General features: G+C 65.4%; 16 protein-coding genes. 4 read left to right on the top strand and 12 right to left on the bottom strand.

The genetic code is table 11. The features are described 5' to 3' along the window. The first annotated feature begins 183 nt into the window (after nt 1-183). The 4 genes from TBU01S_RS04625 to TBU01S_RS04610 all read left to right on the top strand — a co-directional run bounded on the left by TBU01S_RS04625 (nt 184) and on the right by TBU01S_RS04610 (nt 4,012). Nucleotides 184-1,464, top strand: a complete 1,281-nt coding sequence (locus tag TBU01S_RS04625; RefSeq protein ID WP_068635463.1) for a tyrosine-type recombinase/integrase — start codon at nt 184-186, stop codon at nt 1,462-1,464. A 260-nt stretch (nt 1,465-1,724) separates the two neighbouring features. Then, entirely contained in the window at nt 1,725-2,447 is a 723-nt protein-coding gene (locus tag TBU01S_RS04620) for a DUF6088 family protein (protein WP_068635462.1), read from the top strand. Beyond that, on the top strand, nt 2,444-3,514 hold the full coding sequence (locus TBU01S_RS04615; protein WP_068635461.1) for a nucleotidyl transferase AbiEii/AbiGii toxin family protein: 1,071 nt from the start codon (nt 2,444-2,446) through the stop codon (nt 3,512-3,514). Before TBU01S_RS04620 ends, TBU01S_RS04615 begins: the two co-directional genes overlap by 4 nt. 180 nt (nt 3,515-3,694) lie before the next feature. Further along, entirely contained in the window at nt 3,695-4,012 is a 318-nt protein-coding gene (locus TBU01S_RS04610; protein WP_068635460.1) for a hypothetical protein, read from the top strand. On the opposite strand, the gene TBU01S_RS04605 is transcribed toward TBU01S_RS04610, so the two are convergent. The 12 genes from TBU01S_RS04605 to traC form a co-directional block, all read right to left on the bottom strand. After that, a complete protein-coding gene (locus tag TBU01S_RS04605; protein WP_068635459.1) occupies nt 4,013-6,790 on the bottom strand; it encodes a conjugal transfer protein TraG N-terminal domain-containing protein in 2,778 nt (925 codons plus the stop codon). A gap of 33 nt (nt 6,791-6,823) precedes the next feature. Beyond that, nucleotides 6,824-8,284: a conjugal transfer protein TraH gene (locus tag TBU01S_RS04600; RefSeq protein WP_068635458.1), complete on the bottom strand. Its 1,461-nt coding sequence runs from the start codon at nt 8,282-8,284 to the stop codon at nt 6,824-6,826. Nucleotides 8,285-8,296: 12 nt separating this feature from the next. After that, nucleotides 8,297-9,142 carry a conjugal transfer protein TraF gene (gene traF, locus TBU01S_RS04595; RefSeq protein WP_068635457.1) on the bottom strand — a complete coding sequence of 282 codons (846 nt, stop codon included), beginning with the start codon at nt 9,140-9,142 and terminating at the stop codon, nt 8,297-8,299. A gap of 9 nt (nt 9,143-9,151) precedes the next feature. Then, entirely contained in the window at nt 9,152-9,523 is a 372-nt protein-coding gene (locus TBU01S_RS04590) for a hypothetical protein (RefSeq protein WP_068635456.1), read from the bottom strand. Continuing rightward, nucleotides 9,520-11,916, bottom strand: coding sequence for a type-F conjugative transfer system mating-pair stabilization protein TraN (traN, locus tag TBU01S_RS04585; protein WP_068635455.1), 2,397 nt, complete (start codon nt 11,914-11,916; stop codon nt 9,520-9,522). The genes TBU01S_RS04590 and traN overlap by 4 nt, the downstream gene beginning before the upstream one ends. A gap of 90 nt (nt 11,917-12,006) precedes the next feature. Next, nucleotides 12,007-12,756, bottom strand: coding sequence for a type-F conjugative transfer system pilin assembly protein TrbC (gene trbC, locus TBU01S_RS04580; RefSeq protein WP_068635454.1), 750 nt, complete (start codon nt 12,754-12,756; stop codon nt 12,007-12,009). Further along, a complete protein-coding gene (traU, locus tag TBU01S_RS04575; RefSeq protein WP_068635453.1) occupies nt 12,743-13,768 on the bottom strand; it encodes a conjugal transfer pilus assembly protein TraU in 1,026 nt (341 codons plus the stop codon). The genes trbC and traU overlap by 14 nt, the downstream gene beginning before the upstream one ends. Next, entirely contained in the window at nt 13,765-14,397 is a 633-nt protein-coding gene (traW, locus tag TBU01S_RS04570; protein WP_068635491.1) for a type-F conjugative transfer system protein TraW, read from the bottom strand. The genes traU and traW overlap by 4 nt, the downstream gene beginning before the upstream one ends. After that, on the bottom strand, nt 14,394-14,795 hold the full coding sequence (locus TBU01S_RS04565; RefSeq protein WP_083953464.1) for a hypothetical protein: 402 nt from the start codon (nt 14,793-14,795) through the stop codon (nt 14,394-14,396). The genes traW and TBU01S_RS04565 overlap by 4 nt, the downstream gene beginning before the upstream one ends. Before the next feature lie 11 nt (nt 14,796-14,806). Next, the gene (traF, locus tag TBU01S_RS04560) at nt 14,807-15,397 is read right to left on the bottom strand and encodes a conjugative transfer signal peptidase TraF (protein WP_068635452.1); all 591 of its coding nucleotides are present in this window, start codon (nt 15,395-15,397) and stop codon (nt 14,807-14,809) included. Next, complete coding sequence (locus TBU01S_RS04555; RefSeq protein WP_068635451.1) at nt 15,394-15,774, bottom strand: hypothetical protein; 381 nt, start codon at nt 15,772-15,774, stop codon at nt 15,394-15,396. The genes traF (TBU01S_RS04560) and TBU01S_RS04555 overlap by 4 nt, the downstream gene beginning before the upstream one ends. Further along, nucleotides 15,771-18,332, bottom strand: a complete 2,562-nt coding sequence (gene traC, locus TBU01S_RS04550) for a type IV secretion system protein TraC (protein WP_068635450.1) — start codon at nt 18,330-18,332, stop codon at nt 15,771-15,773. Before traC ends, TBU01S_RS04555 begins: the two co-directional genes overlap by 4 nt.

The following is an 18,332-nucleotide window of genomic DNA, read 5'->3' as shown; positions in this document are numbered from 1 at the left end:
TTCCGGAGAAAAGCAAGCCCTGACAACTGGTTAGCGTCTCATCTGGTCTCAACTCGCCTCACTAAAGCGCGCCCAAATTGGCGGTATTGGTGACGGTATCGAAGAGCCGGCCTTGAACGACCAAAGTTGATACCGTCAAATGCCCTGACGGTATCAGTTGACGGTATCGGTTCGGGGGATGAGATGCTCACTGACTTGAAGTTGAAGGCGCTGAAGCCCACGGGAAAGATCTACAAGGTTGCTGATCAGCAGGGGCTCTACGTCGCTGTCACGCGGACAGGAGTGGTCAGTTTCCGGTTTGACTACCGGGTGAATGGCCGCCGTGAAACCCTGGTGATCGGCCAGTACGATCCGAATCTCGGGGCCAAGAAGCCGCGTGATCTGGTGGAGCTGGACTACGGGATGTCCTTGAGCCTGGCGGAGGCGCGACTACTGCTGGCGCGGGCGCACCGATCTGTGGAGCAAGGCGAGAGCCCTTCGCGTACCAAGGTTGAAAAACGAGTCGAGGCTGCGGACGCGTTAACGTTTGGCAAGTGGGCGGAAAAGTACTTCGCTGAAGCTGACTTGGCTGAGTCCACCCGGTCTATGCGAAAGTCGGTCTATGACCGCAACTTGGCAGAGGAATTTGGCCGGCTGAAGTTGGAAGAAATCACGCCGGTGCGCCTTATGGCGAGGTGCGAGAAGATCAAGGAACGGGGGGCCGCAGCGCCAGCGGTTCAAGCGCGCGAAATCGTGCAGCAGGTTTTTCGATTCATCCAGGCGCGCGGACTGAAGATCGAAAACCCAGCGGAGGCGATTCGACCCAGCGCCATCGCCACGTTCAAAGCTCGAGACAGGGCCCTGTCACCGGCCGAGATCCATACATTTTTCAATGCGCTCGACCAGACCGCGACCATGTCCACACTGCGTCTGGCGGTCAAGTTCATGCTGCTCACGCTGGTGCGCAAATCGGAATTCATCGAGGCGACATGGAACGAGGTGAACTTCGAGACGGCAATATGGACGATCCCGAAGGAGCGCATGAAGGCGGGGCGCCCTCACAATGTGTACCTGAGCCAGCAGGCGTTGGATATCCTGGTCGCTTTCAAGACCTGTTTCAGTGCCAGTTCGTATTTGCATCCCGGACGTTACGAGACGGAGCTGCCGATCAGCGCGGCGACGTTGAACCGGGTCATCGATGTCACCGTGAAGTTGATCCGTGACCGCGGTGAAGACTTCGAGCCCTTCACCGTGCATGACTTGCGCCGCACGGCCAGTACATTGCTCCATGAAGCCGGCTTCAACAGCGATTGGATCGAGAAGTGCCTAGCTCATGAGCAGCGCGGTGTGCGTGCGGTCTACAACAAGGCCGAGTACGCCGAACAGCGAAGAGCGATGCTTCAAACCTGGGCCGATATGCTGGATGGTTGGATCAAGAGTGGCGCCAATGTGGTGCCCATCCGACGAGGTGTCGGCATCGCTTGATGATGCGCGTGCTTACGCCGTCTGTATGGTAACGCCGGGAAAAACTATGCTCCTGACGCGTTGGATGGGCGTAAGTCGGCCCTGTAGCGTTGATCTTGCCGCTGTGCGCGACGCTGTCTGTGGCCCTCGGATTCGTCGTTGAGTGCCGGGCGGCTGGAAGGTGGCTGTCCGCAGACGTCCGAAAAATATCTACAAATTTCGGACATCGATTCTTGCCGATTGTCCGAAAAAGCTGTACAAATATCGGACAAGGTGCCCCTATGTCCGATCTCAAATCCGCCATCTCCTCGCAGATCACCGCCGCCGGTGCCGGCCATGTCTGGGTGCCGACCGACTTCGCACACCTCGGCAACCGTGATGCAATCGACAAGACGCTTCAACGCATGGTGCTGGCGGGCGACCTGCGTCGTATCGACCGTGGGTTGTACGACAAACCCACCATTAACCGTCTGACCCAGCGTCCCACCACCCCGGACTATCGCGCAATCGTCGAGGCCATTGCTCGGCGCGACCAACTGCGTCTGTTGGTGGATGGCATGACGGCGGCGAACGATCTCGGCTTGACGGACGCCGTCCCGGCCCGCGTCACCATACACACCGATGCACGCCGCCGGGCGATCAAACTCGACAAGCTGACCATCGACTTCAAGCAGACCGCGCCCAGTCGTCTCTACTGGGCCGGTCGTCCTGCCATGCGGGTCGTACAAGCGCTGCACTGGCTGAAAGACACGTTGGTCTCCGACCGCGACCGCATCCTGAACCGCCTGAGCCAGCTGCTGGCCGATCCGACCCATGGCATGGCACTCCGCCAGGATCTGCTTGACGGGTTCAATACCTTGCCAGCGTGGATGCAAAGCCTGATCCGTGAGCTGCCCGAATGCGACCCGCTGGTCGCCGTGGCCAAGAAGACTCCGCAACCGCTAAGCAGCGTGAAGCGATCGGCGAGTCCCGGTTCCCTTGGAAGCGCAGGGAGGGCCAGTTGAACCCATCCTTCCGTGAGGTGATCACCGCCGCCGACGCCGACCGGCTCGATCTATTTCTGGGCGCTGCTGCCCGTCTCGGCACGGCGGTCCAGAACGTCGAAAAGGACTTCTGGGTCTGCTGGACCCTGGACGTGTTGTTCAACGGCGTGGCGGCGGGCGGGCCCCGGCTTCTGTTCAAAGGGGGCACTTCCCTGTCCAAGGCGTTCGGCCTGATCTCCCGTTTTTCCGAGGACATCGATATCACGGTCTTCCGGGACGACTTGGGGCAAGCGGCCGACGTGGCGGAACTGGAAGCCTTGAGCGGGAAGAAACGTCGTGCGCGTCTTGAATCCATCCGCACGGCGTGCCAAGCGTACATCGCCGGCCCTTTGACGAACCAATTCACCCAAGTCGCCGCCGCCGTCATCCCGCAAGGGCGTTTCCGGTTGGAACTCGACCCAGACGACAAGGACGGCCAGAGCCTGCTGTTCTGGTATCCCGCCGTCACGCCCGCGGCCGACAGCTACATCCGCTCAGCCGTCAAGATCGAATCCGGTGCGAAGTCGGCGCTGGACCCGCATATCGCAGCTTCGGTCGTACCGTACGTCGCACAAGATCTGCCCGGGTTGCATCTGGCAGTGGGTAACGTCACCACCGTGAAGCCAGAGCGCACCTTCTGGGACAAGGTCATCATCCTCCACGGCCTGCGACAGTGGCATGACCGCCGCGGCGAACTCCGGCACGGCGGACAGCGCGTCTCGCGCCACTACTACGATGTGCACCGCCTGATGCAGGCATCGGCATCGTCCGAGTGGCAAGCCGATCATGCGCTTGCCATCGACTGCGCCCAGCACGCGAGGCTGTTCTTCGGCAGTGCCGACCTGGGGCTGGATGCCGCTCAACCCGGCACATTCACGCTCGTACCCAGTCCGGCGATGGGTGAAGCGCTCGCCAAAGACTACGCAGCGATGGCTGGCATGGTCTTCGGCGACGTTCCGCAGCTTGACGTGGTACTTGCCAGCATTGAGCGCTTCGAACAGATCGTCAATGGGGCAGCGGTTGCCGCATCGCTCGCGCCGAAGGACTGAGCTCCGTGAACGACTACTTCAGCGACCGGGAGAATGGGCCGCGGGCACGAACCGAGCAGGTGATTTCACCCGCCGTCTGGGCAGGCTTGGAAGCCCTTGGCGGTGGAAATGCGAATGGGGTAGTGTTCGTGGGCTTGAAGCCTGCACCGTCCGATGTAGGCTGACACCGAGGAGGCCGAAATGAGAAAACTCGTTGTCATCGGATTCGTTATAGCAGGGGCGGCCATTGGCTTGTTGTCGTCGCTTGGCGAGACATTGGCCCTCAAAGTGTTCATGATGGGGCTTGGCGCCCTTATCGGCGCAATCGCTGGCGCGGCCCCGTCGCGAATCGGTCGCGGTCGCCCGACGCCTCGTCGCGACGACGCCCTCCGCGGGCTCGGTACCTCCTCGCAAGACCTCATGGAAAACTACTGGCGCGACGAGGGCCATCCGCAGTTCATGAAGCCGCCGTCCCCGGACAGCAAACAGTTCGGCGGAACTGGCGGAATGGCCGATTGATCACTCGTCCTTTCGAAGCAGATCTTTCACCACTTCCTGCGCGTTCTCGATCGATGCTGCGCCATCATCGACCACCTGCTTGCCCGATTGCTTGAGCAGGGATTTCTTGGTGGCCAAGGTGCCATCTGCCGTGTCGACGATCTCTGCCTTTCGGTCAAAGGTGGATCTGGCCGAAGCGGTTTCATTCCTGATGGCCATGCCCTCAGTCTGTACGTCGTTTCGCAGCGAAGGCGGGCTCGTGTCCGAGTGAGCGCTCGGGGCGGGTCGGTTGGAGTGCGCAACTGTTGCGCGGTGCTGTTGATCCGAGGCCGAGAGATCGGGCGACAGGGCCGGGTCCGAGGTGTGCCGATCGTGCAGGACGCGCACGTCTTCGAACGAAGTGGGTAGAGCGGTGCCATCGGAAAACACCCGGTTTGGCCTGAGGCCTTGGCGAGCGAGTTCTGCCTCAAACATGGAGAGCGCCGAGGCGCTGTCGCCGCCATACTGCTCGGCGTAGCGCAGGAACATCTCCAGGTTGTGCGGGTCCTGGGCGATATCAATGGAAAGGGATTCTCCGCGGTCCCTGGCCAGTGAGAGACGCTCTGCAAAGGCCGTTCTTTCGGCGAAAGTGGCATCGGCCCGCTCGGCTCGAGACATGGCGCTGGCGAGCCGCGACGACATGTCCTGGGCCTCGCGGGAGTCCTTGGCGAAACTGTTGATGAGGCTCGAATCCCTCGACACCCGATCGCCAAACTGCTTGAACTCCGCAATCTGCTCTTGTGTGAGGCTGTTGAGCACCTTCTGCTGGGCAGCCGATAGACCCGACATGTAGTTCTTCCCGGCGCGGGCCTGAAGTTCCGCGCCCGCTACGGGGGTATTGATCCCCAGGTGGCCGGCAGCGCCAAAGGCTATCTGCGCCACTTGGCTCTGGGTCAATCCGGTGCTGTCTGCCACGTTTTTCGAGATCTGATCCAGCCGGTTGAGGGTCTCGCCCGTTTGCTCGAAGCTGCTTGAGACCGTACCACTACTGCTACGTAGGGATCGGAGTTTTGCCAGGCCTCGTGTAAAGGTCTCGGTGAGCGCCGCTGATCGCTCGGTATTTGCTGAGATTGCTTCGCCGCGCGCGGCATCGGCTTGCCGACTGGCCTGCACCACATCCTGCTCGGACACACGCATCGAGACCATCCGCGACGCAAAGCCCTGGTTGCGCAGCAGGCTGACGGCCGTCCGTCCGGTCAGGGCATTCGACGAGAAGGTGTTCCCGCTCAGGTCGTTCTGCCAGCTGTGCATGAAGGCCGAGGTGCGGTTGGGCGCCAGGTGCATCTGGTCCATCCCCACGTTCCCCATGGAGACGTTGCCGACGGTCGAGGCCGAGGTGCCACCCGCGATCATCGCCTGCAGGCCCGACAGGCCGCCGACCAGCGCCGTCCCGAAGTTTTCCATACGCTTCAAGGCCGCCCAGGCGATGAAGGGGATACTCATCGCCAAGTAGCCGACGACGGCCTCGCCCGAGATCGCACGCGAATAGATCGTCGAGGCGGTCTGCAGGGCCAGCGCCTTGGTGCCCGTGCCAAGGTCCGCCGCGGCCGCCAGATCGTAGGCCGCGTAGATCGAGGCCATGTAGTTGAGGATGGCGTAGAGCGGGGGCCATAACTGGATCCAGATCAGCACCGCCGCGTAGCCCTTGAAGGCGATCATCGTCTCGCGGCCGCTGGTGAGCAGGAGGAGCAGGACGAAGAGCGGGAACATCGCAAAGGTCACCGCCTCGACCACGTTGCGGAACACCGGCAGGGCCTGCTCGGCCACCTTGCCGTAGTTGAGCCAGGTCGCGTTCTGCTGAGCGACCGCCTGGGCGCGACCGACCGCCAGCACCATGGCCGCCGGATCGTTGACCTTCTGGCCGACGATCTTGCTGGTGTCCTCGATCGCATTGAGCATGGCGTTCTGCCGGATGAGGTCGGCGGCGGTGGCCGCGGCAGTAGCGATGCTGTTCTTGAGATAGGCCTGCTGGATCTGCCCGGCGATGGCCGCTGCCGCCGCGGCGCCCGGCAAGGTTGGGTTGAGCTGGAAGGCGAGCCGCCCCTCAATACGAGTGATCTGGGCCGGCAGTCGCCCGTTGAGGCTCTGATAGACGTTGGGGCAGGTATCGACGCCGACACTGCCGCCCGCGCCGGTGAGAGTGCTGAAGCGCGCAGGGTTGGGCGAGGCCATCAGCGGCCAGACATCGTCCGACGTGGAGAATGCGGCCGGATCGAGGGTGCCGTCGATCAGGTCGTAGGTCGTGCAGTTGTGGATGAAGTTGATGAGGTCTGTGCGGAACGCCGGGTCCTGGAACACCACGTTGCCGGTCTCGCGGATCAGGCGGTTGCCGAACATCAGTCCGTTCTGCTGGTAGGCGAGTTCGGCCGGCAGCGCGCCGATGCCGGGGATGACCTGGAACGCCGTCTCGAAGAGCCCGGTCAGCGTGTGGCCGATGGTGCTCGTGAGGCTACCCAGCAAGGCCACGCCGAAGGGCACGTTGTCGACCACCTTAACGGCGGAGCCGCCCGTCTTGTCCACGATGCCGACGGTGACCTTGGGCACGATCAGCACCGAGAACACCAGCACTACGGTGGCCAGCCACTTCCAGCCCTGCAATTTTTCGGGGGCGAAGGCGTAGGCGATGAGTGCCGTGACGAAGCCGCAGAAGGCGACAGCCGCCACCGCCGCCGCGTAGTCGCCCGACGCGTGGATGGCCGCTGCCGCGTTGAAGACGCCGAACAGGCTGTCGGCATTCTGGTAGGCGTAGATCTCCCACATGGCCGTCCTTCTCCTCGCGCGATCCCGTCGGCGCTACTGCGACAGATAGGCGGCCTGCTGGCCGAGCATGTCCATGACGTGCTGCGGCATGCTGGAACGCAGCTGGCGTTCGAGCTGTTCCAGGTGGCTGGCTACCGCCCGGAAGGAACCCACCTTCTGGTACAGCAGGTTCTTCTCCTGCGAGATTTGCAGGAGCATCGCCTGGGCGCGCTGGCGGACCTGGTTGGCCTGCTCGCGTTGCGTCTGCTGCAGCGTGTAGTTCTTGTCCAGGGCGGCCATGCCCAGACGCAGGTTGCGTTCGAGGAAGACGTAGGCGTAGTCGGCGGCGATGACATCGCGGTACTGGGCGATCAGGCTGTCGGACAGCCCCGACCCCGGGATGCTGGTGCCGATGGACAGCATCTTGTAGACCGGTTCGGTGGTCTGGTTCACGAAGCCGACCTCGGCCGAGTTGTTGGGGATGGCGGTGCGCGAGGCGATCTTCTCCGCGATGGAGCGCATCATCGTCTCGACCTTGGCGGTGAAGGGCGTGTGCGTGTAGGTGGTGTTCAGGCTGACCTTGTCGCAGTTGGTGTAGTCGTTGCACTTCAGCATGTGCTGGATGACATCCGTGCCGCTCGCTGCGCTCTGGCCGTAGAGCAACTGGCTGATCGACGTGAGCGTGGGTGCGATCGGCTCGGGGTCACGGGCCGATTCCTCCGGGTAGTAGATGATCGTGCCGACCATGCTCATGATCAGCTCGCGCTCCTGATCGTCGAGATAGGAACCGGTGTACTGCAGCGCCTTCCACGTGAGGTTGCCGACGAAAGGGGCCTTGTTCTTCACGTTCGGATCGCTGGAGGCCCGCGCCGAGGACAGGATGCTGGGCCGGTCGGTGGCGCAGCGCCGGCGCGCCGCATCGCGGTCGCTCTCCAGACCCATCTCGATGGCGAGGTCGGCGCAGGTTTCCTGCGAGCTGTAGCCGAGCGACTCGGCGGCGGTGCTGACGATAGCCTTGGCGGTCTCGCACGAGTTGATGCGGGCGTTGTTGATCCAGGTTTCCAGACCCTTGGCCCACTTGGTGAGGCCGCCCAGCAGCGGCGAGACCGCTTCGAGCGCCAACTGGAAGGCGATGCCGGGCAGGGCCGCGGTGATGTTTCTCAGCATGTTCTTGAATTCCTCGGCCGAGATGTGGCTGAAGCTGCCGCCGAAGACGTCGATGCCACCGCAGCCCGCCTTGGCGCTGGGGAACTGGATGGCTGCGAGCTGATAAACCTTGTTGGGCGAGCGCATCATCAGGTTGCCGCCGGCATAGGTGTTGAAGGTCTGGCCGCGGAAGGCGCCGGGCGCGGTGTAATTGCCGATGGCGCCGAGGTTATTGAACATGTCGTTAACCTCCGCGTTGAGGTCGCCGGCGTGCAGGGGGGCGGAGGCGGCAAGCAGCAGGGCGGCCAGCGCGAACGCGGCCGTCCGGCGCGTGAGGGAAGGGAACGTTGGGCGCGGCAGGGGGGGCATGTTGGTGGACTCCTATCGAAGGTTGATCTGCCGCGTCGCGCTGGGCAGCATCGCCTCGCCCTGCGGAGTCGAGACGACGGCGAGACGCTCCAGCAACTGGGATTCGGAGAGCACGCCGAAGCCGATGGGCGTGATCCTTCCGGTGAAGGGTTGGGCCAGGAAGATGGCGGGCACCTGGGTGACCTTCAGGGTGGTGGCGATGCCGTTGTCCGGGCGCGCCTCGGGGAAGCCTGGCATCGGACCGCCGTCCATGCTGACGGCGACGACCTGGATGCCATGGCGCGCCTGAAAGGCAGCCAGGGTCGGCGCGAAGGCATGGCAGTAGGGGCAATCGGAGCGATAGAAAAAGAACAGGACATGGTCCGCGCCCAGGTCTGCGATCGCGCGCGAACGCCCAGCCTGCTGGGTCTGCTCGAACACCTCCAGCGCCTTGGCGTTGACTGGCCGACCCTGCAGGGTTGGATCGAGCTCGGGCGTCGCCCAGGCCACCCGCTGGGCGACGTCGGCGAAATAGGAGGCACGGGCGACGACCTGGGACTCGAGTTCCATGTAGCGCCGCACGTTCGCCTCGGTCGGTCGCATGATGGCGATGTTGCGGGTGTCTTCGAGGGTCTTCTGCAGACGTTCGAACTCGACCAGTTCCGGCGCTTTCAAGGGCGGAGCCGAGGGCATGGCCTGGCCCGGCAAAGTCGGCCGTGCTCGTTCCTCCTCGGTGGGATCCTCATAGAAATGCCAGCCGCGCCAACTGTCGGACCAGTAGCGCGCCGCGGCATCCTGGGCCGGCGCGGCGCCGGCGCCCAGCAGCCAGGCCAGAGCCAGCGGCAAGCGGATGGACGTGGGGAACGCGGAACGTTTCATGCCGAACGGCTACTTCAGGGATTGCGGCGGCCGGCCGTCGAGGCAGTAGTCGATGCCGAAGTCCATCGTCTGCCGGCGTGGGGTCGTGGCGCCGGGCAGGAGGACACCGTCCTGCCAGAACGTGACCTTCAGGCGGCTGCACCCGGCCTGGGCATAGCGCTTCTCGGTCATTACATCGATGTAGATCGGCGAGGTGGCGCCGAAGCGCTTGGTGATTGCGTCGGCCATCTCCCCGGTGAGGATCCCATGGGCCTGCCCGTCGGTCGCCTGGAGGGCGGCCAGCATCACCGGGCGCGCATCGGGTACTGGCGTGCGGGATACGTCGTCGGCAAGGGCGGGCGACGCGAGCACGGCCAGCGCTGCCGCATAGATAAGCTTCATTGGCATTTCCCCTGTCCGTAGTAGCAGGTGGTGAGGCGCGCAGCATTGTTGCCCTGGATCGTTCCGACATCGGGGAGCGTTGGGACGATGGAGGCATAGAATTCCGTGAGGTCCATCGCCGCGAAGTCCAGGCGCTGGAGCTGGGCGATGGTGAAGCCCGAGCAGACGGGGTTCTTGCCGGAGCCCCAGCCCTTGCCCACCTGCACACGGCCCTGTTCGTTGACGATGCGCGCGAGCTTGCTGTTGAAGCAGCATTTGCCGGTGGTGTGCTCGATGCAGGCGACGCATTTGCCGAAAACGCGGATGCAGGAGGAGCACCACGTGCCGACCTTGTGGCAGAGCCCGGCCCCTTCCTTCATCGCGAGCTTGCCTTCCTCCTCGTTGCAGGACGACATGGACATGACGATGTAGATGACCACGGCGATGGCGAGCGACCACGGGTCGAAGGCGATCACCAGGCTGTCGCCCGCATAAAGGACCGCCGAGCCGGCGGGCAGCGCAGCGCCATTGACGGCGACGGTGACGCCGTAGGTGGTGAAGGTGCCGCTGAAGCCGCCGCCGAGCAGCAGCGCCTGCATGCCCTGATACAGGAACTCCCGGTTGTCGGCGTTCATCAGCACGTCGTAGACGAGGCGCGAGCCGGTGCCGAACAGGCTCTGGTTGGTCATGCCGGCACCGGCCGAGTCGGAATAGCAGCAGTTCTTGAACAACCGGTCGCGGCAGCGGTTGCCCTCACCCTTGAAGACCTGCATGTTGTCGGTGTCGAGGTACACGCCCGCTTCGCGTGCGGCCTCCATCAGCGACATCGAACGGGCGAAGTCGGCGTCGTTGGTGTAGCTGGTGTTGAAGCAGTTTCCGGCGACGCAGAAGACGTTCGCAGGGCAGTTCGTTGCCGTGACGGTGGTGCCCGGCGGCACCGGGCAGGTGTAGGTGTTCTCGGTGATCTCGCAGACACCGGTGGCCGCGTTCATCTGCCGGCAGACGGTGCCTGCGGGTGTACAACCGGCCGCAATCAGAGGTGCGCACTCGTCGGTCGCGGCGGCTTGCGCGCAGGCGAGTGTCGTCTCGTACTGCCAGCAGGCACGCGATACGGACGCGCCGTTCACCACCTTGGTGGCGGGGCCATCGATGCAGCGTGCGGCTCCTGCCACCGTGCAGCGGCCACCGGTGGTCAGGGCGGGGCACTGGTCGTCCCATCGATCGGTTTCGGTCACCGTCGTGTGGGGCCGTTCGTAATTTAGGACCATCTGCGGGATCGACCCATAGGCCGGATTGACCCGCCAGCCGACCACGGGACGTTGCGCGTCCTCGGTCCAGAAGTAGCCGGGCACGGTGCCCGTCACGTCAAAGCCGATGAGTCCGGACGCCGTCGCGGACGGCGCGTAGCAGGTGGATGCCTCGAAGGCCGAGACTGGGTCGCCGCCCCAGCCCCAACCCCACCAGGGCAGGATGTTGTCGCCACTCTGGGTCCCGGACGGGCAGGCTCCATAGACTTCGAGGAAGGGGCGCTCCAGCACGCAGTCCCCGAGACCCGAGTCGCCACCACCGTCGGCGCAGACACGCCGGTATTCGTGGGCGACCATGGCGGTCAGCCGACAACTGTCGCCGGCGCACTGGTTGTCGGCGACCCACAGGCCGTTCTGGCCGCTGCCCCACCACCACCATGAGCCGCTGCCGGGGAGCGTCGCGACCATGCGGGGAAACGTCAGTGGCGTGGTCATATCGAGGTCGAAGTACGTCAGTGGCGTACCCCGGTCGGTAACCCGGAAATGCTGTTGGCTGGCAGGCTTGTCCGGTATGCACTGCACATCCAGGCCGGTGCGGCCCGAAGCGGCGTGGGCGAACCAGTTGCCCGGTGTGCAACTGCTGGTGCGCGACACCGATACGCTCAAGGAGCGCGTGCAGGCGTACGGGGAGGTGCCGCTGTACTGGCGGCAGACGCGGTTTTCGGTGGCAGGTGTGGCGACGCTATCCACTTGGCAGCCGCTGTAATAGGTGGCGATGTCTTCCAGGATCGTCGCGGGGTTGGCGGCGACGGCTCGGGCGGCGCTCACTGCAGGGTCGTAAGGAGAGATGGCCTCGCGCGGCGTGTTGGCCGACGTCATCGCCCCGCGCTGAGCCTCGCAGATGGGATCGCCGGTAGCGGTGGCGCAGGCGGTCAGGCGGGCATTCGCCGACCCCGCCAAGTTGGGCTGCCCATAATACGTGGTTTCCGGCGGCGTGCTGGTATAACCCGGGACGGCGCTCGAGGCGCTCGGCGCATTGACCGTCCCGCGGATCACCGGGTTGGCCGCCTGGCCGGCAGTGGTGCCTTCCTCGAACGGGCCGGCCACGGCCGCGGTCTGCGTCGTGACGAAGCAGAAGAGCGTGATCCAGATGACCCAGCGACGCATCCGGCCTCCGCCGAGCCGCCTCAAGGAGGCTGGTGCCCCCTCGGGGGGCAGCGAACGAACGTGGGAGTAGGGGCCGTTCATCTCTGCCTCCTATCCCCGAATCCGCTTCAGGAAGATGTCGGCTGCCGGGGCGAACCCGGGTGCCGACCGCTGCATGTATTCCAGCGCGTAGTCCAAGCTCACGTCGCCGGAGGTCCGCAGGAAGATCTCGGACGGCGCGCAGCTGCCACCGGCGCAGGGGACCGGTCGGGCGCCATCGCGCACCAGCACGAAGGTCGGGACCCGGGTGACGGCATAGCGGTCGAAGGCCTGCGGATCGATTTGCACCGCCACTTGCCGGTCGCCGATGAGGCGCTGCACCCAGGCGACGGTGGTGCGCAGCGACCCGTCGGCGAAGCCCCGGAGGACGATCGAAGCCTGGGCGCGTGCGGCCTGGTCGATGAGGCGCTGCAGCGTGGGCTGCGGTATGGAGAGGCTGACGAACACCAGGAGTCCCGGCCCGGACGCCAGTCCCTCTGCTCGGCTCATCTCCTGCGCTTGCGATGCATAGCCCCGCGCCAGCGCATCGAGGTCGATCGCGGCAGGGGCCGCCGGTGTCGGCAGGGCGTCGAGGTTGGGCCGGGCCGGCACCGGCGCGGCTTCCAGTTCGGCGTCGCTCGGCATGCGGTGTCGCTGCCGCGCCCGCTCGATGTCTTGATCGGAGATCGCGGGCTGTTCGCGGCGGGCTCGTTCGATGTCCGCATCGGTGATCAGCGGCGGGTCCTCTGCCAGGGCCTGGGCGCTCGCTACAAGCGCCGCAGCGAAGGCGAGGGCGGGAAGGGCGAGATTAGAAGCCGACACAGCAGTTCCTTTTGCGAAACAACATGAAGGCGAAGTCCTCGCCGCGCACGGGGTATTCCTTGCCGGCACCCCAGAGCACGGTGGTACGGCCGAAGGGCTGGCAGCAGCGGCCGGCGTCCTTCGCGGTGTTGGGGATCGGGTAGGTGAGCTGGGTCTTGTAGGCGGTCTTGTCCATGACTGGCTCGAAGTACGGTCCGCACAGGCCGGGCGTCCCGTGCCAGCCCCAGGCGATCAGTTCGCGGTGCATCTTCGCGGTCAGGCGCTGGGCCATCAGCGCGGCCGTGCGCACGCCCCCCAGGTGGTAGGGCACGTGGCCGTCGAGCGGGTAGATGCCCCCCTGGCAGCCGGCGCACCAGAAGAGCTCCCTGAGGCCGAAGCCCACCGAGGCCGCGACGCAGTCGGCCGCGCAAGCGGCGATGGCGACCGGATTGGCGAAGAGCACGGCGTCCGGGTTGAGGATCAGGGTGAGCTCGTCGTCGTTCCACAGCGGATCGACCTCGGTGAGGTAGGCGAGGTCGAACGAGCCCCTTTCCAGGCAGGGGAAGTCGGTCACCACCTCCAGCCAGTACATCACCGGGTTCACGTAGAAGTGCGCCTGGTAGAAGCTGCCGCCGTCGCCGTCGCCTTCCGGGCGGGTGAAGCGCGCGGCCTCCGGTGCCGGGATGCCCGGGTCGAGATCGACGCCGCCCAGGGAGACGAGGCAGAAGGGCTTCCGCACCGCTTCGACGTGCCGTGCGGGCTCCCAGAAGCCGATTGAGAGCCCGATGGCCGGATTGACGCCGCAACTGCAGACCGGGCTGGCCGGGTTGTCCGTGTCTTCCTGGTCGCCGAAATTGGCGACGCGGGCGCTGCCGATGCTGATGGGCAGGATGCAAGACCAGCAGATGTCGGTGATGGGATTGGGGAACTTGCCGACGCAGGTGGCCGCGCCGGCGGCCCGGGCCGGCAGGGTGGCGAGGCCGAGGAGCAGCGCCAGCACGAAGGGTAGTAGGAGCAAACGTTGCCGGGTCATCGCGCAAGCTCCAGTTCATCGACCCGTAGCCGCAGCCCCTCCTGGGAGACCAGGGCCGGCACCTGGGCGATGCCCAGGCGACGCGTGAGCAGGCCGTGCTGGTCGTAGTAGAGGGGGATGCGCCAGGACTTCATCAGCTCCAGATAGGAACCGCCCACCAGGATCGGCTTGACGCGTCCCCGGTACGACGCCATCAGCTGCCGCGCCCGGCCGACTTGACGCGGGTCGCGGGCGTCGAAGAACAGCAGGTGCCGGGACAGCGACACCACCTCCAGCGGGTTCTTGCGCGTCCCGGCGGCAAACAGCAGTTCGCCCTGGGGGCCGAGGATGTTGCGATCGAGGGTGAAGCTCGGATCGACGTAGTAGGTCCGCGCGGTCTCGGTGGGGTGCAGGCCTGCCACTGGCGGAGGGTGTTTTACGGACTCGATGCCGCGGACCCGGGCTTGCTCTTCCAGGCGCTTGAGATCGCCGCTGCGTTCCATGTCCCGCAAGCGCCGCTCGATCATCTGCAGCAGGTGGGGTTCGCTGATCTCGTAGGTCGGGCCGATGACGCCCAACTCCATGGCGAACGCGGTGGGCGCAAGGAGGCTCAGACCTGCCGCGACGACGAGCATCTTGAGTGCGGTCATGGCGTGCTCCCGCCCGGGCAGCGCACCTGCCGCGCCCATTCGGCTTCTCCCGCCGCATCCCGCAGGTGGCTGGCGCGGATCAGCCCCAGCAGGACCGGATCGCCGTCGCCCTGGGAAAAGGCGCGGCGCAACTCGCTGGTATGCATGGGGCGGCCGCAGCGCCGCTGGAATGCCGCGAGGTAAGCCCGGGCACCGGCTTCGGCGGCGGGGGCGATCCGCTGCAGGAGGCCCAGGTAGTCGTCGAGCGGCATCTCGTCGGCGTAGGCATCCGATTTCGGCAGCGCGCCGTGCGCCGGACTGGTTTGTCCCCACACCGGCAGAGCGGCGGAGGTGGCGACCAGGACGACGGCGGTGAGCCGGGGGGCGAGCCGCGACATCAGTGCGGTGCGATGCTTCATGCCCGCCTCCGTTAGAACAGCGGCACCGCGCGGCCGATCATTTGATCGGCGCGAACCAGCCCGCTCGCTGCGTAGCGCGAATCGAAGGAGTCGGGGCTGGTGCCTTGCACGTAGAAGTAGCCGGGCGGAATGACCGTGGGCGCGATCGGTGCCAGAGGGCGCCGGTCGTGGGCGTGGGTCTTGGCGACCCCGACTGGCATCCCGTTGATGGCGACGATCCGGCCGCGCACCGTGACCGTATCCCCAGGCAGCCCACGGACGATCTTGAAGAAAGGCTGGCCGCGCAAGCCGGGGTAGTCGGCCTGCGCTGCGCCCGCGAAGGCGAACACCACGTAGTCGCCGCGATGTAGCTCACCGGCATCCTCGACCAGCAGCGCGACCCGGTAGGGCAGGCTGGGCGTCCAGTTGAACAGTACGGGCAGGCGCGGCGTCGCATCGATGAAGAGCCGCACATAGGCGAGGCCCCAGATCGCGAAGACCGGCAGATAGAGGTACCAGCGCCGGCGCACGTGGCGCAGGAAGTCGGCGAAGTGGTCGACGGCGCGCCACCCGAGGGAGCGGGCCGGGACGCGAGGTGCCAACGGCAGGGTCGGTTCTTTCATGGGGCTTCCACCATTCTGCGCAGTCGGGCTGTCAGGTCGACGGTGTTCGGCGTCGGTCCGGCGACGGCGGTCTTGAGGAGTACCAGGCAGCCGCATTCCCGCGGCAGCTCATCAAGGGCGGCCGGCAGGCGCTGGGCGAAGGCACGCGCCATGGAGAGCGCCTTCTGCCGGTCTTCCTCCGAGGAGGGCTGACTGAGCGTCTGGGTGAGGATCTGGGTGAACTCGGCTTCCTTGGCGCGGTACACCTCAGCGACATCGACCACGCCGATGACCAGGGCCGGCCGCAGCACCCAGCGGTCGTAGGCTGCGAGCGATGCGGCCACCACGAACAGCGTCACCAAGCCATGGGCGAGCCAGTGGAGAACGCTCGCTTTCATACCGCGTGCCCCCGGCGCCGCAACAGTTCGCTGATCGCCTCATCGATCGACAGGCCCTGGGCGCGCAATTCGTCGATGGGCGCGTTGTCCTCGAGCTTGTTGGAGAACAGCAGGTGGGTGGCCGGATCGAGGATGGCGCGGGCCACGCCTTCGCCCACCGGCGAGGAGATGTAGAGCTCGGAGAACACGCCGGCCTCGGTGCGCAGCGAGTTCAAGAGGCGCTTTTTCGGCTCGTCCATGGTGAGCCGGCCCTTGCGGTCGAGCATCTCGATGGACTCGGGCTTCTGGCGCAGCAGGAAGACCCAGTCGGAACAGTTGAAAGCAGCTTCCATCTGCGCCGAGCCGTAAAAGTCGTCGGCACTTTGTGTCGCCGTGCCCAAGGCGCCGCCGTACTTGCGGGCGCGTCGGGCCGCCTCCTCGATCACGGCTGCCTTGACGGGATCGTCGGCGCCGATGTCCCCCAGCTGTTGCTTCAGCTCGTCGACGAACAGCACCTTGCGCCGGTTGCGGGTGAGGTACATCTCGCCGGTGATCCGGTGCAGCAGCAGGATATTGACCACCGCATGGAGGTCGGGCCGGCGCTTCAGCTCCTCGTTCTCAATGACGATGAAGTCGTTGGAGAAATCGACGTTGTTTCGGCCCTCGAAGAAGCGCTCGTACTGCCCGCCGCGCGCATAGGGGTTGAGCATGATGGCGAGGTCCTTGATGCGCTGATCATTGACCACGCCGAGTTCCTCGATGGTCCCGCCCTTGAAGGCATCGCGCAGTCCCGTGATGCGCAGCCCGTTCCCGTATTCGCGCCAGAGCTTCAAGACCATCGCCGAGATCGCCTTGTACTGGACCTCTTCGAGCGCGTGCTGCATCGAGCACATCTTCGCGATGCCGGGCACCAGCATGTCGATGTCTTCATTGATGTCGACGATGTGGGTGAACGGGTCGAGGCAGATGCCGACGTCCGGGCGGAACTCGATGTAGGTGCCCTGGGCCTTGCGGCACAGCTTCTCGAAGGAGCGCCCGAGGTCGAGCATCCAGACCTTGGCGCCGATGGCACGGTAGGACCACGCCATCTCGTTCATCAGCACCGACTTGCCGGAGCCGGGCGCGCCGATGATGGCGAAGTTGTAGTTGCCCAGGTCGTTGTCGAAGATGTCCAGCGTCATCAACTGGCCACGCCGGCCGCCGAAGACCAGGGCCGGGGTGCGCGTGCCGCGCCACTCCGCGATCAGCGGCGCCATGTGGATGGCGTTGGCCATGGTCTTGCGCGTGACCCGGCGCATCTTCACCAGGTCCTTGTGGAACTTCTCGGTCAGCGTCATGGGGAGGCTCGCCAGCAGCGCCTGGCGGTGCATGTAGGCGTCGGCGTTCAACTGAAAGCCGCGGCCGCGCCAGATCGCGTTGGCGGCTTCGTGGGCGGCGACCGCTTTCCCGGGGGCGGTGAAGAGCGCCAACTGGTGGTAGAGGCTCACCAGGCTGCCGCCGGTGTCGACGGCGTCCGCTGCGGCGGTCCAGTCGTCCAGTTTCTTCTTCACGTCGGGCATGACGTCGGCCATCTTGGACTTGGCGTTCTGCGTCGCCCGCACGTGGTTGGCGGTCACCACCGACTTGGTGACGTTGGGGTCGAGCACATGCACGCCCAGGGTCAGCAGGAAGGGCGCGCTGTACTGCAGCGCCGGCTGCATCAGGTCGCCGATGAGGGAACCCATCTGCCACAGCGCGAAGCGTTCCGGGAAGCTCTTGATCGAGTAGAAGCGCGCTTCCAGCACATCGGGGCTCGCTTCCTTCCACAAGGTGAGGCCGCCCGGGTGCGGGTCCTGGATGGTGTCGAAGTCGACGATCTGGTCGCGCAGCTCGCGCCCGTCGTCGTAGTGCAGGTCCGGGGCGTCGGTCTGCGAAATGCGATCGGGGTTGGTGAAGAGGGCGCACCAGTTGATCAGGTCCGCTGCGTCGCAGACACGGTTCGGGAGGGAGGCCGAGCGCAGCGTCGAGGACATCGAGTCGCGCAGCGCCATCAATTCGTCGCGCCGGTTGAGGTCTTCTGCGTCGCCCGGGAAGGCGACGGAGAGCATCAGGCGAAAGTCCCGGATCGTGTAGTGGAAGCCCGCCGTGAGCGACTTCTGCGCGCCTTGCAGCAGGTGGCCGACGCGCTGGCGGGCGAGCTTCCGAAACAGGTTGCCGTTACGGGCCGGGCGGCCCCAAGCTTTGGCCTGTTCGGCCTGGGTCGCGTCCTCGACCCGCAGGTTGGCGTAGCGGCGCAAGGGCTCGTGCACCTGGGGCGAGGCGAAGAGGTGGAACTGGATGCCAGTGCCGGTCGGGCAGTTGGCGTAGAGGGAGACCAAGACTTCCGCCATGCGCTCGTCGGCGCCGGACTGGGGCATGACTTCCAGTAGGAAGCCCATGCTGTCGCGGTTCACGAAAATCTTCTCAGTGGCGAGGTAGGCGGAGTAGGGGAGCCAGTTGGCGAACTGCTCGGCCGGCGTCTCCACCGGCTGGCCGAAGGGGAAGCGCGGCGCCTCGCGGCGGCTGCGGGGTGTAGGGGTGTCGAGATGCGGGGTGCTCAT

Source organism: Thauera butanivorans NBRC 103042 (assembly GCF_001591165.1).
Taxonomy (GTDB): Bacteria; Pseudomonadota; Gammaproteobacteria; order Burkholderiales; family Rhodocyclaceae; genus Thauera; species Thauera butanivorans.
Note: the sequence above shows the minus strand (reverse complement) of the source record. Positions and strands in the feature narration are given on the sequence as shown.

Excerpts from the sequence above, each read along its gene's own strand:
- TBU01S_RS04625 (WP_068635463.1), top strand. The coding sequence starts at position 184 with ATGCTCACTGACTTGAAGTTGAAGGCGCTGAAGCCCACGGGAAAGATC.
- TBU01S_RS04620 (WP_068635462.1), top strand. The coding sequence starts at position 1,725 with ATGTCCGATCTCAAATCCGCCATCTCCTCGCAGATCACCGCCGCCGGT.
- TBU01S_RS04610 (WP_068635460.1), top strand. The coding sequence starts at position 3,695 with ATGAGAAAACTCGTTGTCATCGGATTCGTTATAGCAGGGGCGGCCATT.
- TBU01S_RS04605 (WP_068635459.1), bottom strand. The coding sequence starts at position 6,790 with ATGTGGGAGATCTACGCCTACCAGAATGCCGACAGCCTGTTCGGCGTC.
- TBU01S_RS04600 (WP_068635458.1), bottom strand. The coding sequence starts at position 8,284 with ATGCCCCCCCTGCCGCGCCCAACGTTCCCTTCCCTCACGCGCCGGACG.
- traF (WP_068635457.1), bottom strand. The coding sequence starts at position 9,142 with ATGAAACGTTCCGCGTTCCCCACGTCCATCCGCTTGCCGCTGGCTCTG.
- TBU01S_RS04590 (WP_068635456.1), bottom strand. The coding sequence starts at position 9,523 with ATGAAGCTTATCTATGCGGCAGCGCTGGCCGTGCTCGCGTCGCCCGCC.
- traN (WP_068635455.1), bottom strand. The coding sequence starts at position 11,916 with ATGCGTCGCTGGGTCATCTGGATCACGCTCTTCTGCTTCGTCACGACG.
- traU (WP_068635453.1), bottom strand. The coding sequence starts at position 13,768 with ATGACCCGGCAACGTTTGCTCCTACTACCCTTCGTGCTGGCGCTGCTC.
- traW (WP_068635491.1), bottom strand. The coding sequence starts at position 14,397 with ATGACCGCACTCAAGATGCTCGTCGTCGCGGCAGGTCTGAGCCTCCTT.
- TBU01S_RS04565 (WP_083953464.1), bottom strand. The coding sequence starts at position 14,795 with ATGAAGCATCGCACCGCACTGATGTCGCGGCTCGCCCCCCGGCTCACC.
- traF (WP_068635452.1), bottom strand. The coding sequence starts at position 15,397 with ATGAAAGAACCGACCCTGCCGTTGGCACCTCGCGTCCCGGCCCGCTCC.
- TBU01S_RS04555 (WP_068635451.1), bottom strand. The coding sequence starts at position 15,774 with ATGAAAGCGAGCGTTCTCCACTGGCTCGCCCATGGCTTGGTGACGCTG.
- traC (WP_068635450.1), bottom strand. The coding sequence starts at position 18,332 with ATGAGCACCCCGCATCTCGACACCCCTACACCCCGCAGCCGCCGCGAG.